The 16,537-nt window shown below is 51.4% G+C and carries 11 protein-coding genes; 3 read left to right on the top strand and 8 right to left on the bottom strand.

All coding sequences use genetic code 11. The features are described from left to right. Positions 1-2: 2 nt before the first annotated feature. Both phoR and phoB read right to left on the bottom strand, forming a co-directional pair. The gene (phoR, locus tag GZ59_RS05465; protein ID WP_039290610.1) at positions 3-1,325 is read right to left on the bottom strand and encodes a phosphate regulon sensor histidine kinase PhoR; all 1,323 of its coding nucleotides are present in this window, start codon (positions 1,323-1,325) and stop codon (positions 3-5) included. A gap of 27 nt (positions 1,326-1,352) precedes the next feature. Continuing rightward, entirely contained in the window at positions 1,353-2,042 is a 690-nt protein-coding gene (phoB, locus tag GZ59_RS05460; protein ID WP_005975981.1) for a phosphate response regulator transcription factor PhoB, read from the bottom strand. A 295-nt stretch (positions 2,043-2,337) separates the two neighbouring features. Here phoB and sbcD point away from each other — a divergent pair, with 295 nt between their 5' ends. Both sbcD and GZ59_RS05450 read left to right on the top strand, forming a co-directional pair. Further along, entirely contained in the window at positions 2,338-3,564 is a 1,227-nt protein-coding gene (sbcD, locus tag GZ59_RS05455) for an exonuclease subunit SbcD (protein ID WP_039290606.1), read from the top strand. After that, a complete protein-coding gene (locus GZ59_RS05450) occupies positions 3,561-7,244 on the top strand; it encodes an AAA family ATPase (RefSeq protein WP_039290604.1) in 3,684 nt (1,227 codons plus the stop codon). The genes sbcD and GZ59_RS05450 overlap by 4 nt, the downstream gene beginning before the upstream one ends. Before the next feature lie 3 nt (positions 7,245-7,247). On the opposite strand, the gene mak is transcribed toward GZ59_RS05450, so the two are convergent. Further along, positions 7,248-8,159, bottom strand: a complete 912-nt coding sequence (gene mak / locus GZ59_RS05445; RefSeq protein ID WP_039290601.1) for a fructokinase — start codon at positions 8,157-8,159, stop codon at positions 7,248-7,250. A gap of 351 nt (positions 8,160-8,510) precedes the next feature. On the opposite strand from mak, the gene rdgC reads away from it, so the two are divergent. Beyond that, the gene (gene rdgC, locus GZ59_RS05440) at positions 8,511-9,440 is read left to right on the top strand and encodes a recombination-associated protein RdgC (protein WP_011092702.1); all 930 of its coding nucleotides are present in this window, start codon (positions 8,511-8,513) and stop codon (positions 9,438-9,440) included. 61 nt (positions 9,441-9,501) lie between these two features. Here rdgC and GZ59_RS05435 read toward each other — a convergent pair whose 3' ends face one another. The 5 genes from GZ59_RS05435 to GZ59_RS05415 form a co-directional block, all read right to left on the bottom strand. Beyond that, on the bottom strand, positions 9,502-11,292 hold the full coding sequence (locus tag GZ59_RS05435; protein WP_039290598.1) for a methyl-accepting chemotaxis protein: 1,791 nt from the start codon (positions 11,290-11,292) through the stop codon (positions 9,502-9,504). A gap of 492 nt (positions 11,293-11,784) precedes the next feature. Then, positions 11,785-12,069 (bottom strand): pyrimidine/purine nucleoside phosphorylase, encoded by a 285-nt coding sequence (gene ppnP, locus GZ59_RS05430; protein ID WP_005975968.1) that lies wholly within the window; start codon positions 12,067-12,069, stop codon positions 11,785-11,787. A 138-nt stretch (positions 12,070-12,207) separates the two neighbouring features. Then, positions 12,208-12,729, bottom strand: coding sequence for a shikimate kinase AroL (gene aroL / locus GZ59_RS05425; RefSeq protein ID WP_011092700.1), 522 nt, complete (start codon positions 12,727-12,729; stop codon positions 12,208-12,210). 553 nt (positions 12,730-13,282) lie between these two features. Then, complete coding sequence (locus GZ59_RS05420) at positions 13,283-14,332, bottom strand: type II asparaginase (RefSeq protein ID WP_173361602.1); 1,050 nt, start codon at positions 14,330-14,332, stop codon at positions 13,283-13,285. Between the two features lie 206 nt (positions 14,333-14,538). Beyond that, positions 14,539-16,185 carry a multidrug ABC transporter permease/ATP-binding protein gene (locus GZ59_RS05415; protein ID WP_011092698.1) on the bottom strand — a complete coding sequence of 549 codons (1,647 nt, stop codon included), beginning with the start codon at positions 16,183-16,185 and terminating at the stop codon, positions 14,539-14,541. Between the last annotated feature and the right edge of the window lie 352 nt (positions 16,186-16,537).

Below are 16,537 nucleotides of genomic sequence, written 5' to 3'. Positions count from 1 at the left end.
CGTCAGGCTGAAGGTTTAGCCGTATTTTCAGCCAGAGAGGCAGGGACAATCAACCGATTCGGCAACGTAAAGACAAAACGTGATCCCAGACCATCCTCACTCATGATCTCCAGACGGGAATCATGATGGCTGAGCGCATGCTTAACAATCGCCAGCCCCAGCCCGCTGCCGCCCGTCTGTCGCGAACGCGCTTTATCCACCCGATAAAAACGTTCAGTCAGACGCGGCAAATGCTCGGCTGCAATGCCCGGCCCGTTATCGCTGACCTGAAATTGCGCACCTTGTGGGATCTTCTGCCAGCAGACTTCGATACGCGTTCCCTCTGGCGTATGGTTGACCGCGTTATACACCAGATTGGATACCGCACTGCGCAACTGTTCTTCATTACCAAACACGCGGAGGTTTTCATTCACACGAAAGACGATCTCATGACGCCCCTGGCTCAGGGTCTGCGCTTCACGCTGCAATACGCGCAGCATCAGTGGAATATCGACTTTTTCATTCAGATCGATCGCCGTCGCGGCCTCAATGCGGGACAAGGTCAGCAGCTGTTTGACCAGCCCGTCCATGCGTCGGGTCTGTTCCTGCATAGTACTCAACGCTTTTCCGCGTAACGCCGCATCCAGCGTGTCTTCCTGCATCATTTCCAGATAGCCCTGCAACACCGTCAGCGGGGTTCTCAGCTCATGGCTTACATTGGCAAAAAAGTTACGTCTGGCACCTTCAAGCTGGTGCATTTGCGTAATATCACGCACCACCATCAGTAGCTGCCCTTCGGAATAGGGCATCACACGGAATTCAACATGGTGGGAATTATTCAATTGCAGCGTGAGAGGACGGCTGAAATCCTGTCCTTTCATATAATTAGTGAATTCAGGATAACGTAATAAATTGAGGATATTCTGACCGTTATCCTCCGGCCAGCGGAAATTGAGCAGGTGCTGCGCCAGATGATTACACCAGAAGATCGTTCCTTCTTCGGTGGTGATCACCACGGCATCCGGCAAGGATTCGGCACCGCTGCGAAACCGTTTGATCAAGAGCGCCAGTTCCCGGCGTCGGCGTCGGTTACGCAACTGCATCTGATAGAGCCCATAGAAGAGCGGCTCCCAGCTCCAGCGGCCGGGCGGCGGCGTCATACTGCGGTCAACCCACAGCCAATAAGAGAGTTTGAGCTGGTTATAAAAATTCCAGCAGAGCAGGCCTAGAACGGCGACCAGCAGAAACCAGGGCAGATAGCCAAAAATCAGCCCCAGCAGTAGCGCGGGTAAACAAAAAAAAGCTAGCTCCAATGCCAGCCTTTTCCAGGATAAACGTTCTAGCACGTTAGTGTTTCTCCGGTTACGACCACCTCAGTAACGCGTTGAAAAACGGTAGCCCGTTCCCCGAACGGTTTGCACCATTTTGTCATGCCCGCTGGTTTCCAGCGCTTTACGCAGGCGACGAATATGGACGTCGACAGTACGATCTTCAACATAAACGTTAGTGCCCCACACGTGATTCAGCAACTGTTCCCGGCTATAAACACGTTCAGGATGCGTCATAAAGAAATGCAGCAGTTTAAATTCCGTCGGCCCCATATCCAACGCGTGTTCTTCGGTCGTCACGCGATGAGAGGAAGGGTCAAGGCTTAGGCCGCGCATTTCAATCACTTCTTCCACCGCCATCGGTGAAATCCGGCGCATAACGGCTTTGATACGCGCCACCAGTTCTTTGGGTGAAAACGGTTTGGTAATGTAATCATCCGCCCCCACTTCAAGTCCGCGCACGCGGTCTTCTTCTTCGCCACGCGCGGTCAACATCATCACCGGAATATCACGCGTCAGTGCTTCGCGCTTCATATGCTTGATGAATTGCAGGCCCGAACCTCCTGGCAGCATCCAGTCCAATAACACCAGTTCTGGGAACGGCTCCGACAGTTGCGTTACCGCACTGTCATAATCTTCGGCTTCAACGGGTTGATAACCATTTTGTTCCAGTACAAAGCAGACCATTTCACGAATTGGTGCTTCATCTTCCACGACTAATATGCGTTTTGCCATTGTTAATCCTGTCGTTAATCATCGTCGCTGTTAGCAGGCGAAAGGCATTATGCGTCAGTTTTATGACAGATTTATGAAAAACACACTGCCCGCCGTCGCATGATGTTACAGCGCGTACATCTGATTTTTCGAGCCGCTTTCCAAACTCTTGATTCCACCGCGACAGCAGTCATCCCTGCTATATATAATCATGGTATTACGATGACAGAGCACCATAGCGACGACACACCATTTCACATAATGAATAATGACAACATCATCCAACGCCACGCGGCATGAATACCGAGAGAACACGATGCGCATTATCCACACCGCCGATTGGCATTTAGGGCAATATTTTTATACCAAAAGTCGCGCTGCTGAACATCAGGCTTTTCTGCACTGGCTTATCGCTCAGGTAGAACACCACCACGTCGATGCCATTATAGTCGCAGGCGATATTTTTGATAACGGTTCACCTCCCAGCTATGCGCGAGAAATGTATTATAGCTTCGTGGTAGAACTACAACGCACGGGCTGTCAGCTCGTCATTCTCGGCGGCAACCACGATTCTGTCGCGATGTTGAATGAGTCCCGTGGCTTGCTGGCCTGCCTGAACACGCGGGTGATTGCCTGCGCCAGCGACGATCCGGCACAACAGGTGCTCCTGCTGGAAAACCGTCAGCAGCAGCCCGGCGCCCTGCTCTGCGCGATTCCTTTTTTACGTCCGCGTGATGTGCTAACCAGCAAAGCCGGACAATCCGGTGATGAAAAACAGCTGGCGCTACAGGAAGCCATTACCGCGCACTACCAGCAGTGTTACCAGTTGGCTTGCCAAAAGCGCGATGAGCTTGGCTTGCCGCTACCGATTATTGCAACTGGTCATCTGACGACGATTGGTGCAACCGCCTCGGAATCCGTGCGCGATATCTATATTGGTACGCTCGACGCCTTCCCTGCTCAGGCTTTTCCCCCTGCGGATTATATCGCCCTCGGGCATATTCACCGCCCGCAGCGCGTGACCCAAAGTGAACATATTCGCTACAGCGGCTCCCCCATTCCGCTGAGTTTTGATGAACTCGGTAGTGAGAAATCCGTTTGTCTGGTCAGCTTTATACCCGATGCGCCACCGAAAATAGACCTACTGCCCATTCCCATGACCCAGCCGATGCAGCTGATTAAAGGCAGTCTGAGTGATATTGAACAACAGCTGTCCACCTTCCAGAACTATCAGGGCGATAAACCCGTGTGGCTGGATATCGAACTCAGCACGCAGGATTATCTGAGCGACATGCAAAAGCGCGTTCAGGCGATGACCGAGAACCTGCCCGTTGAGGTACTTCTGCTGCGCCGCACGCGCGAACAGCGTTTGCAGGCGATGACCCGACAGGACAAAGAAACGCTAAACGAATTGAGCGTGCATGATGTTTTTGAACGTCGTCTGGCAACGGAGACAGAAATGGAAGACGGTCGCCAACAGCGCGTTCGCACGCTATTTAATCAGGTTATTGATGAATTAGAAAATAGCGAGTCTGCCAAATGAAAATCCTCAGTCTGCGCTTAAAGAATCTCAACGCACTGAAAGGCGAATGGAAGATCGACTTCACGCAGGAGCCATTTTCCAGCAACGGCTTGTTTGCGATTACCGGCCCAACAGGCGCAGGAAAAACCACACTACTCGACGCCATCTGTCTGGCGCTTTATCACGAAACACCACGGTTGGGTCAGCTTTCCGCTGGTAATAATGACCTGATGACCCGTAACACCGCAGAGTGCCTCGCCGAGGTCGAGTTTGAGGTTAAAGGCGTCGGATATCGCGCTTTCTGGAACCAGCGTCGGGCTAGAAACGCCCCAGACGGTAACTTACAGGCCCCCAAGGCCGAACTTGCGCTCATTGAAGGCGGCAAAATCCTGAGCGAAAAGCTCAATGACAAGAAAGAGATGACCACGCAGCTCACCGGGCTGGATTTCGGCCGCTTCACGCGATCCATGATGCTGTCGCAGGGGCAGTTTGCTGCGTTTCTCAACGCAAAAGCCGACGACAGAGCGGAACTGCTGGAAGAGCTGACTGGTACGGATATTTACGGACTGATTTCCGAACGCGTCTATGAAAAACACAAACAGGCAAACGTAGCATTGAACACGCTACAGGCGCGCGCATCTGGTATTCAGCTGTTGACCGATGAGCAGCGTCAGCAGGTAGAAACACAGCTTGCCGAGCTGATCCAGCAAGAGCAACAGGGCAACGCCGAGCGTGAGCAAGCACTGACTACGCTGCGCTGGTTTGAGCAATTGACACAGCGGCAAACGCAGCTCACCAACACGCAGGCACAACACGCGAGCGCCGAATCAGCCATTCAGCAGGCCAAGCCGCAGCTCGACAAGTTAGCCAACAGCGAACCGGCAGAAAAACTGAGACCGCTACATCAGGAGCGAGAGCGCTATCGGCAGGAGTCTCTTACGCTCGTCCAACAGATTGAACAACTGACTGAGAAACAAAGCGCAGAACAGTTGTCTTTGACAACGTTACGCCAGCAGGAAGAAAAGGCAGAACAGGACGTTACTAAGCATAAACTGGAACGTCAGAAACAAGAGCTGTTGATCAACGAACAGGTTGTGCCGCTTGACCATCGTATTGCCACGTTGGAGCAGCAAAAAAACCAGCAGCAGGACGATCTGACAAAAACGCAGCGTCGCCTACAAGCTGACGAAAGCAAACAAACGCAGATAGCGGCGGAACAACAGCAAGCCAAACAACAGATTGAACAGGTTCAATCTTATCGCCAGCAATACGCACATCATCAGCAATGGGGAGAACAGCTTCCTCTGTGGCGCACACAGTTTCGGCAATTGCGCCAGTTTCAGGACGAGCAGCATAAGCTGAACCAAAAACAGGCACAGCACACCGAACAGTCGGCGACGCTACAGCAAGAGGCAGAGACGCTGACGGCACAGCAGCGTGAACAGCAAGCGGTCGTTGATGCAGCACGCGAGTTGTTCACACATCACGATGAGGCACTGAAAAATCAAGAAGCACAGCAGCCACTTTCCGCCTTGCACCAGCGGTTTAATCAACTCATCGATCAGCGAACCGCACGCCAACATCTCACGGCAATCAGCGACCAGTTCCAGCGTCTTTACGCCCGTAAACAGCAGTACCTCATCAGACAAGAGGAGATACAAGGGCATATCAGCCAGTCAGAAGCCTTAAAGAAACAGCAACAGTCTGAGTACGAGCAGCGCACCCAGCATCTGATCGATCTGGAAACGGTGTACCGGCAGGAAGAACGGATCGTTAAGCTGGAAGCTGAACGGCAACGGCTACAGACTGGAAAAGCGTGCCCACTATGTGGTTCAACCGAGCATCCAGCGATTGAACGCTATCAGGCGCTACAACCATCCGAAACTCAACGTCGCCTGACGGCGCTACAACAGGAAGTAAGCCAATTAGCAACGGCACTGGCGAATACGACGGCACGGCTGGCCTCACTAGAGCAGCAGCGGGAACAGCTGCAACAGGACATCGCTCAGAACGATGGCGAACATCAAACGCTGTTGCAACAGTGGCAAGATGTCAGTGAGCGCTTACAAGTTAACTATACGCTGGAACAGCAGGACGCGGTTGCCGCTTGGTTTGCACAACGCGAGGCCGAAGAACAGGATATTCGCCAGCAGATTGGCACACGCGAACAGCAGCAAAAGCGGTGGCAGGAAAGTAAGGATTCACTGACAGCTAATGAGACATTGCTGCGGGAACTCGACCAGAAAATCGCGCTGAATACCCAGAAACAGACCTCGCTGCGCGTTACGCAGGAAGAAACTACCCAATCGTTGCAAAACGTGCACCAACAGCTCGCACAGCACACTGAGGAAATCACACAGGCGCTGGCAAATGCGGGCCTTCTTCTGCCGGAAGATCACGCACAGGATGGTTGGTTGGTTCAGCGCGAGAGCGAATGGCAAGACTGGAAAACCAAAGAGCAAGAGCTGTCTCGCTTAACGCCTCGATTAGCCACGCTGGAAAGCGATCTCCAGCATCTGAATCACAGTGTGACCGAGGCAAAGCAGCTACTACAGATGCAGCAACAGCAGTTAGAACAGCACAACGGCGCACTCAAAACGAGCCAACAAGCGCGGCTTGAGCTTTTCGGCGACAGGAAAACAGCGGACGTTCGTGAACACCTGCAACGGAGCAGCCAGCTGTATGACGACGCGATCAGGCTAGCCCTGTCAGCACGTCAGCACGCTGAAACGACGTTGAGCCGCCTGACGGGAGAGCTGACCCGCACGCAGCAGCAGTATGAACAAAGCACTCATCAACGCGATAGTACTACCGAACGCTTTCATCAGGCTTTGCAGCTAAGTGCTTTTGCTGATGAAACCGCCTTCCTGAATGCGCTGCTTGATGAACAGGAACGACAGACCTTGCAGACATTGAAGGAGAAACTGTATCAGAGCTTGCAGCAGGCAGCGGCGTTTCACCAGCAGGCTGAACAGGCATTACTTGAACAGCAACAAAAACGGCCTGCATCCCTACCAGAAGAAGCAACGCAGGAAGCAATACAACAGCAGCAGTCAGAACTGAATGAGGTGCTGAAAACCAACCTGCGGCAACAGGGTGAATTCCAACGTCAGTTATCTGACGATCGGCAACAGCGCCAGAACCAACAGGTCTTGCTTAACGAGATTGCCCAAAGCCAGCAAATGTATGATGACTGGGATGCGTTAAACTTGCTGATCGGTTCAAGTAAGGGGGATAAATTCCGCAAGTTTGCTCAGGGGCTAACGTTGGATCATCTGATCTACCTCGCCAATCTCCAGCTTTCACGCCTGCACGATCGTTACCAGCTAAAACGTAAACCGGGTGGCGAGCTGGAACTTCTCGTGATGGATACCTGGCAGGCAGATGCCGAGCGCGATACAAAAACGCTATCCGGCGGCGAGAGCTTTTTGGTGAGTCTGTCGCTGGCGCTGGCGCTATCCGATCTGGTCAGCCATAAAGCCAGCATCGACTCTCTGTTTCTAGATGAAGGCTTCGGCACGCTGGATGCCGAAACGCTGGATATCGCACTGGATGCACTCGATAACCTGAACGCCTCCGGTAAAACCATCGGCGTCATTAGCCATGTCGAAGCCATGAAGGAGCGCATTCCCGTACAGATCAAAGTGCAGAAAATTAACGGACTAGGCGTCAGCCAACTGGCACCGCAGTACGCCGTTTAGCCATTACTCCGTCTTTGGCCATAGCCAGGCGGCTCCGCGTACCCCGCTGGAGTCGCCATGTATGGCCTGACGCACGGGCGTTTCGCACTCGCCACCGAAAATCCACTGTTTAATCTTTTCCGGCACGGTCTGATAAAGGCGAGAAACATTGCTCATTCCACCTCCCAGTACCACCACGTCAGGATCGAGCAGGTTAATCACATGCGCCAGCGATTTCGCCAAACGATGTTCATAGCGCTGCAATGCCAGCTCTGCGATGGCATCACCCTGCTCCGCTAAGGCAATAATTGCCTCGCCCTTGTGCGGCTGGCCGCTCAGGCGCTGATAATCCAGCGCAAATCCCGTACCGGAAATAAAGGATTCAATGCAGCCGGACTTGCCACAGTAGCAGGGAACCGTCTGCCGATAGCGCAGCTCATCTTCATCCATCCAGGGCAGCGGATTATGCCCCCATTCACCAGCAATACCGTTGCCACCGACATGAGCCTGCCCGTTCAGCGCAATCCCCGATCCGCAGCCAGTGCCGATGATCACAGCAAAAACCGTCTGCTTCCCAGCTCCCGCACCATCTACCGCCTCTGAAACCGCGAAACAGTTCGCGTCATTGGCGACCCGCACGGGTCGATTTAGCAGCGTGGCAAGATCGCGATCCAGCGCCTGACCGTTGAGCCAGGTGGAGTTGGCGTTTTTTACTTTGCCGGTAAACGGCGACAGCGTACCCGGAATGCCCACGCCGACGCTACCGTGGCAGCCGATCGCTTTTTCAGCCATCCCCACCAGTGTGGCAATAGTCCGCAGGGTTTCCGGATAGTCATTTCTTGGCGTCGGCATACGTTGCCGAAAACGTTCCTGTCCCTCGTAATCCAGCGCAATAACTTCTGTTTTCGTCCCGCCCAGATCGATACCGATTCTCATGATGTCTCCCCACGTGTGGTAAATAGGTCCGCGTAAGTTTGCCACCGACCTGAAAACTTTCTTATATAGATATATACCCTAAATAATTCGAGTTGCAGGCAGGCGGCAAGTGAAGGAATCCCGATGAGCTTACTTGAGTAAGTGATTCGGGTGACTGAGAGAGGCCAACGCACATGCAGCTTGAAGTATGACGGGTATAACCAGAGAAACCAATCATCTGCACTCCAAAGCGTGATAGGTATTCCTCTGAATCACAGTATTTTATTCCACATTGCGGTCTCGAATTCGTTATCATGCGCGCAACATTACAAACCCGCGTGCAGACCTGCGCGCCCAGTCAGGGATAACACCATGTTGTGGTTTAAAAACTTAATGATTTACCGCCTAAGCCAGGACAGCGTGCTGTCCAAAGATAACGTTTTGTCTACGGATGAAATGGAAAAACGGCTCAGCGCCTTCGCATTCACCCCGTGCGGCAGTCAGGATATGATGAAAACGGGTTGGGTATCGCCGATGGGATCGCATAGCGATGCATTAACACACGTCGTTAATGGGCAAATCGTTATCTGCGTTCGCAAAGAAGAAAAAATTCTGCCGTCTCCAGTCATCAAACAAACCCTTCAGGCCAAAATTGAACGTCTGGAAGCGGAACAGCACCGTAAGCTGAAAAAAACCGAAAAAGATTCGCTGAAAGACGAAGTGCTGCACAGCCTGTTGCCTCGAGCATTCAGCCGTTTAAGTCAAGTCTGGCTGTGGATCGATACGGTTAACGGCCTGATTATGGTCGATGCCGCCAGTGCCAAAAAAGCGGAAGATACGCTGGCGCTACTGCGAAAAACGCTGGGCTCTCTGCCTGTTGTACCGCTGACGATGGAAAACCCCATCGAGCTGACGCTGACCGAGTGGGTACGTTCCGGTGAGCCAGCGGCGGGTTTCGCGCTACAAGATGAAGCAGAGCTGAAAGCTATTCTGGAAGACGGTGGCGTTATCCGCTGTAAAAAACAGGATTTGGTCTGCGATGAAATTGCCGTGCATATTGAAGCGGGCAAGCTGGTCACCAAGCTAGCGTTGGACTGGCAGGAACGCATTCAACTGATCTTGTCTGATGACGGCTCGGTAAAACGATTGAAGTTCTCAGATACGCTGCGGGAACAGAATGACGATATCGATCGGGAAGATTTTGCTCAGCGGTTTGATGCCGATTTCATTTTGATGACCAGCGAGCTGGCTGCATTGATTGCGAATCTGATTGAAGCGTTGGGCGGCGAAGCCCAACGTTAATTCTCTTGAGTATTGCCCGCCATCGTTCTGGCGGGCAATACATCTTCAGCGACTGAATCCGTTAGACCCGGAATGCCCCGACAACGGAATTCAGTTCTTCAGCCTGTGATTGCAACGCACCCGAGGCGGCGGCAGATTCCTGCACCAGCGCGGCGTTTTGTTGCACCATAGAATCCAACTGCGCGACGGCTTTGTTGATCTCGTTAATGCCACGCATTTGCTCATCCGCTGCATGCGTAATTTCAGACATCACCGAACTCACCGTAGATACGCCGCTGACAATTTCATTCATCGTGTCGCTGGCCTGACGAACCTGAACTGAGCCAGACGTCACGCTGGAGACCGTCGCTTCAATCAGCTCTTTAATTTCTTTTGCGGCCTGCGCGCTGCGCTGTGCCAGGCTGCGAACTTCACCGGCGACAACGGCGAAACCACGGCCCTGCTCACCCGCTCGCGCGGCCTCTACGGCAGCGTTGAGTGCCAGAATGTTAGTCTGGAACGCAATGCCATCGATCACACCGATAATGTCGCCGATTTTGCCAGACGCGACCACGATCTCTTCCATCGTGACAATCACATCAGACACTACTTTTCCACCTGTACCCGCATCTTTCGACAGCAGCAGCGCTTTAGCGTTAACCTGTTGCGCAGATCCTGCCGACTGCGTCACCGCCGCAGAGATTTCTTCCAGCGAAGCCGCCGTTTGCTGAATGCTCGACGCCGCAGATTCAGTACGTGCAGAAAGATCATTGTTTCCCGCCGAGATTTCATCCGCCGCAACCTGAAGCGACGCACTGATATCTCGAATCTGCATCATTACCTGACTAATCTTATCGATAAAAATATTAAACGAGCGGGCAATTTGCGCCACTTCATCATGCCCTTCATCCGGCAGGCGCTGCGTCAGATCGTTGTTGCCGTTGCTGATATCATCCATTGCGTCGCGGATTTGCAGCAGGCGCTTGAGCGTTGACGTGATGATGAAGCCGATAACCAGCGTTCCCAACAGCGCGATAATGACCAGTGTGATGACCGATGTGGAGAGCAGAGAACGCATGCCAGCGGTGGCTTCGGCTTTATCCAACGCCACCAGCATGTACCAGCTCGTGCCAGTAATCGGCTTTGCCAATACTAGCTTTGTCGATCCGGAAAAATCCACATCGTGGGCGTTATCTGCTGAAAGAATCTCGTTCAGATTAATCGCAGGGGCGATGTCGGTGATATTTTTCAGCGTCAGTTTTTCATCCGGGTGCGCAATGATCGTACCGTTACGGTCAATCAACACACCGAAACTCCCTGGGCTAGGATTAATAGCCTTGACGTTTTCGATCACGCTTTTCATCGTCACGTCGCTGCCGACTACACCTTTAACCGTACTTCCTTCCAGCACGGGGGCGACAAAAGAAACGACCAGCGTATTCGTTACCATATCAACGTACGGCGCAGTGGCTAGCGGCTTACCTTCTTTCACTGCCTGCTGATACCAAGGCCTGATGGTAGGGTTGTAATCGGCAGGAATACCGCCTGGATCGGCAAACTTGGCAGTGCCATTGGCGTAGCCCATGTATACGTTCAGGAACCCACCAGATGCCACAATCTGTTTGAACAGCGGAATAGGATCTTCATCCTGTATGGCGCGGTCATGCAGTGCAGAGATCATCAGCGTTTTAGAGGCAACCCAGTCGCTAACCGCTATGCTATGGCTAGTCGCTACCGCATCTAGCGTATTCTGGATCGAGTCCTTATTTGCGTTATTGGCTATGGTGTAATTAAGAAAGGTATTAATAACAAGCGAAAGTACAACAATGGTCGAACAGGCCGCAAGAATGCGGGAACGGGTCGTTTTCAGCATAAAATACTCTTTGCATAGAATAGTTATACTATCCATAACGGCACAGTAAAATAAAACTTGAGTGCGATCACATTTCACCGCTGCCATTTATCTTAAAAGTTGCTTTGAAAATTAATACGTTCAACCAAGCTATTACATAAAAAAAGGGGGGTAATGAACAATCCGCTACAAAACTGAAGTAAAAAACCACGACAAAGCCACAGGAAAGAATAAATCACTTATTATCTCCCATAATAAAAAATTATTGATGAGGTTTATTATTTATTAAATTTTAACAACTTAGGGATAATTCTTAATAAACCCACTATTCTTTCGTATTATTAATTAATAAACTCAATTAAACAAAAAAATTCATATATGGAATTAATGATTAGAGTTACGAGAAGAAAACGAAAAGCGTATGTCGAATCTAAAAAATAGCGAGGCAACAAAAAGTGGCTTTCCATTCATAACGGAAAGCCACTTTCATTTTATTGATAAGGATAGGAAAGATTACAGGTATTTACACAAATAAGAGGTCGGCTCGACTACCTGTAAATTGAACTCGCTTTTTCCCGGAACAAAAAACGTTTCTCCCGGTGTGAAAACCTGCCAATCCGGTGCGCCGGGCAACAGTACTTTCAATGCCCCGGTGATCACGGTCATTTCTTCCGGCTGTCCGGTTCCAAACGTGTATTCACCTGCATCCATAACACCGACACTGGCGCGACCAATGCTGTCGCCTTCAAAACCGATTGATTTGACCTTCCCTGCAAAATACTCGTTCACATTCAGCATAGCGCGGCACCTATTGTCGAAAAATTCAGGAAATTCATCTTAAAAGGAGAGTTGAGCCACTGTCACGATCTATTCATTGAAAGTTAGTGCTCAGTAGCACTGACTGATGATTATTTTGCCAGTGTCCCGTTTACCACCCTACGCTGCCGACAAACGCAGCGCCTTTAACACACTTACCACAATGGCGTCCGGTGTCTGCGACGCATCAATAACGTGATGTGCAGCACCGCGATAAAGCGCTTCACGCGCGGCCAGTACGTCAGCCATTTCCTCTGCGATGGGGCGTCCGGTCAGTGTAGGCCGCTGGTTATCCTGCGGATTTTCTTCCAGCCGCTGAGCCAGCAGCTCTGCATCCGCGTGGAGATAAATAACGATGCCTTTATCATGCATAAAACGTCGATTGGCTTCCGCTAGCACCATTCCGCCGCCTGTCGCGACGATGCAGCGGTTAGACGCCACCTGCTGAAGCGCCAGACTTTCACGCTGGCGAAAACCATGCCATCCTTCCTGCGCGACCACATCAGCGACCGTCATATTGGTCGTCTGCTGCATAAAAAGGTCGGTATCGACAAAGTCATATCCCAACGCCTGCGCCAGCTGATGCCCAACGGTGGTCTTCCCACAGCCTCTGGCACCAACCATAAAAATGGGGTGTGTCATGTAATGACGAATCCTTATTTTTTACTCACCCGTTCCGCCATAGTTCAATCTGCACACGCGTTGGCGGTACCGCAACTCGAACTATTTCGGATATCAAAGATAAATAGGGGTGATTACCTGCTTTGTCGTGGGCTGAATCATACCGATAAAATCGACAGAGAGGGAAGTGACTTCTCAGTGGGAATGAAAAGTTGAATAACTAAAAGTAAAAATGGGATGACAGGAAATATACCCTAAATAATTCGAGTTGCAGGACAAAACGCTAGCGTTTTGAACAACGCAATGCGTTGGCCCGATAGGGCAAGGCTTATTCATAAGCCTTGTAACGCGGCGAGCGAGGGCATCCCGATGAGCTTACTCAAGTAAGTGATTCGGGTGACTGACAAGTCTGCCAGAGGCAGATTCGAACGCTGCTTGCAGCGGCCTCAACGGGGCGAGGTCCACATAAGTGGCCCGAGTAGCGACGCCAACGCACATGCAGCTTGAAGTATGACGGGTATAAAAAGCCCCGCGTTTAACGGCGGGGCTAGCACACTAAAAACCGCACAAGCGATTAATAAGCGTGGAAGTAATCCTGAATCACAGCTGGGTTCGTCGTTTTCGTCAGCGCCAGCATCAGTAAAATACGTGATTTTGCTGGACTCAGAGAATCGGCAACCAGACCGGGTTGGCCTGCATCCGGTGGGACGATACCGCTGCCGGTACGGCTGGAACGTACGACAACAATGCCTTTGCTTTCCGCTTTACGGATGCCAGCGTCGCCGCGCTTGGATACGCTGCCTGCACCCATGCCCGCATACACGATGCCTTTTACGCCGTGTTTGATAGAGGCGTCATACATATATTCTGGATCGTCCTGATAACCATAAATAATGTCGACGGCTGGCAGCTTATCAACGTTGGTCACATCAAACACGGAACGCGTGGTGTGAACTTTATCCAGACGGGTCTGGTAGTATATTTTGTCACCGATAATCACGCCCAGATAACCTTCTTCTGGCGCTTTAAAGGTATCCAACGTAGAGGCGTTGGTTTTGCTGATGAAACGGGCAGAACCAATGCGGTCGTTCAGCACGACCAGTACACCGCGACCGCGGGAGTTTTTATCCGCTGCCACTTTTACTGCACCGTACAGGTTCATCGGGCCGTCGGCACTGATTGCCGTTGCCGGACGCATCGCAGCAACAAAGACTACTGGCTTGTCGCTTTTCACCGTCAGGTTCAGAAAATAAGGAGATTCGTCGAGCGTATCCGTACCGTGCGTAATGACCACGCCATCAACATCGCTGCGTGCCAGCAGCTCGTTCACGCGCTTGCTCAGCGTTAACAACACATCGCTGGTCATATTTTCACTGCCGATGCTGGCAACCTGCTCACCTTTGATATTGGCAAGCGTTTTCAGCTCAGGCACCGCTTGAATCAGCGTCTCTACGCCCAGCGCACCCGCTTTATACCCAGTGGTTTGCGTATTGGCTGCTGCCGAACCGGCAATCGTACCGCCTGTTGCCAGAATGACAATGTTAGGTAGATTTTCTGCCGCATTTGCCAGAGACGAAAAACAAACAAAAACAACAACGAATAATGCGTTAAACATCCTTTTCATAACATATACCAACTTATTGAGTTAAGTGGCAGACCAGATACGTCAGGTGCCTGATCTGTAAGTCAAAAACCTCAACTCTGTTGGCAGCCTGCCAACATTGGCGCTTATAATGCCCCAGAATTCAACGAATTAATATATGCCTGTAAGACTTCACGTTAACGGTGTGTCGTGACTCACAACGCAACATTCAGCCGCTCTGGTTTGCGCTAACGACTAATCTGCGCCACAGCGTCCTGAGAAGCCTGTTCACGCGCTGCGCCCGTCAGTTCTGACAGCGTACCCTGATGCATTTCAAGTAGGCGATCGGCATGTTCAAAGTAGTGATCGTCATGGCTGATCGCCACAATCGTTTTCCCTAATGCACGCAACTGCGGTAACAACTCAAGATAGAACACGCGGCGGAATTGCGGATCCTGATCGGCTGCCCATTCATCTAACAGCAGGATATCGCGCTGTTCGGCGACGGCTAATAGTAGCGCCACACGCTTACGCTGCCCCTGTGAGAGCTGTAAATTCATCACCCTATGATTTTCCAGCGTCAACTTATGTCGCATATTCAAGCGATCCAGCCACCCATCAACCAACGCCGTATCGGGATCCGCTCCCTGCGGCCCCATCATCTGTCCGAACAGGTGGAAGTCGGTAAAAATGGCAGAAAATAGCTTTTGGTAATCCCCTCGCGTTTCCGACGTAATCGGGTGGTTATCCAGCAGCAACGTGCCCGACACCGGGGTATAAAGCCCTGTCAGCAGCATCGCTAACGTCGATTTTCCGCTCCCGTTCCCGCCAATGAGAAACACCAGCTCGCCACGCTTTATCACCAGATTGATTGGCCCAATTTCAAATCTGGAATCGTCATAGCGAAACACCACATCACGCAGTTCCAGCGTGTGCCAGTCGACAGGGGCGATTACAGAGGAGAAAGGTTCCTGATAATCCACCAAATCGAAACGTTTCAACTTATTAAATGCGACTTGTGCGCTCAGCAGTGTTGGTAGCGCACCAACGGCCTGAAGCATCGGCGTCCGTAAAAAAAGCAGCGTAAGTGAGTACGTCGCCGCGACATTGGTATCCGCCCAGCCGAGATTGTTTGCCATGAAAAAAACCGCGCCAATCGCGCCCAGCATCATAATGTTCGACCAGTTCACCGCACTGAGATGGAAGGTGTCGGCACGAATCACATTCTGTCGGTAATCCCGCGCATTGGCCTGATAAACCTCTTCATACAGTTTCTGCGCGCGTTCCCGATTGAGCGCCAGCTCCTTACGCCCGTTAATCACGGTTTCGTAATCTTTCTGGAGGCGATCTTCCGCTTCCCGAACCTGGGTAAGATGGCGATACACACGGGAAACCAGCATAAACCCGACCCAGAGAGTCACCACAATCCAGATGGACGTTACGACTAGCATTTTGGGAGAGAGCCACGCCAGATAAGCCGCCGAACCGAGGGTAAGCACGATGCCCTGAATCAGCTCAGGTAGACGCACAAACGCGATGGTGATGTTGCGGATATCGCTGGACAGGCTGGCGAGCAGTTGCGCACTCCCAATCTGCTCAATACGGGCAATGTTTGTATCCAGAATTCGCTTGATAAATTGCCCGCGCAGGCGATAAACGAAATGGTGCCCGAGCGTGGTCAACGCCAGTTGAGATACCAGTGTCACCCCCATCAGAAGCAGCAGTAAGCCCAGAAACTGCGGCAAGACGCTCAACGACTGATTGACCGTTTCAATCAATTGCAGGTTGATAAAGGCAATCAGCCCAATGCCCAACGCAGCACTGAGTAAACTTAAAATAATAACAGCGAGAAACGGCCAACGGTATTGTTGGTAAACAATGCGGAGCAACTCCATAACAACCTGGTCTCTATGATGAAAACAATCGCCCGCAGTGTAATGGCGATGACGGTGATATCAAGAATAATTCTCATATCCAGTTTTGTACCACACTCACTATTCCCGTAAAACACGCTCTGCGCCGTCAACGCAACCCATTAGAAAAAAGAATGAATTATCACAAGCTGTTATTATTTTTCTGGCAACATGATCCTCTAGCACTTCACACCCACGCCAAATAAAATAAACACAAATTGATACAATCAAGGCAAATAAAGACCTCTATTTACGGCAAGCCAATCTCTCCTTCGTCGCTTCAATGTGTGCAAAAAAACATATCGACATGCTATCGAAAACGCTAAGTGATGGT

Origin of the sequence: Pectobacterium atrosepticum, from assembly GCF_000740965.1 — a bacterium.
Taxonomy (GTDB): domain Bacteria; phylum Pseudomonadota; class Gammaproteobacteria; order Enterobacterales; family Enterobacteriaceae; genus Pectobacterium; species Pectobacterium atrosepticum.
This window is presented reverse-complemented; position numbering and strand designations above follow the sequence as displayed.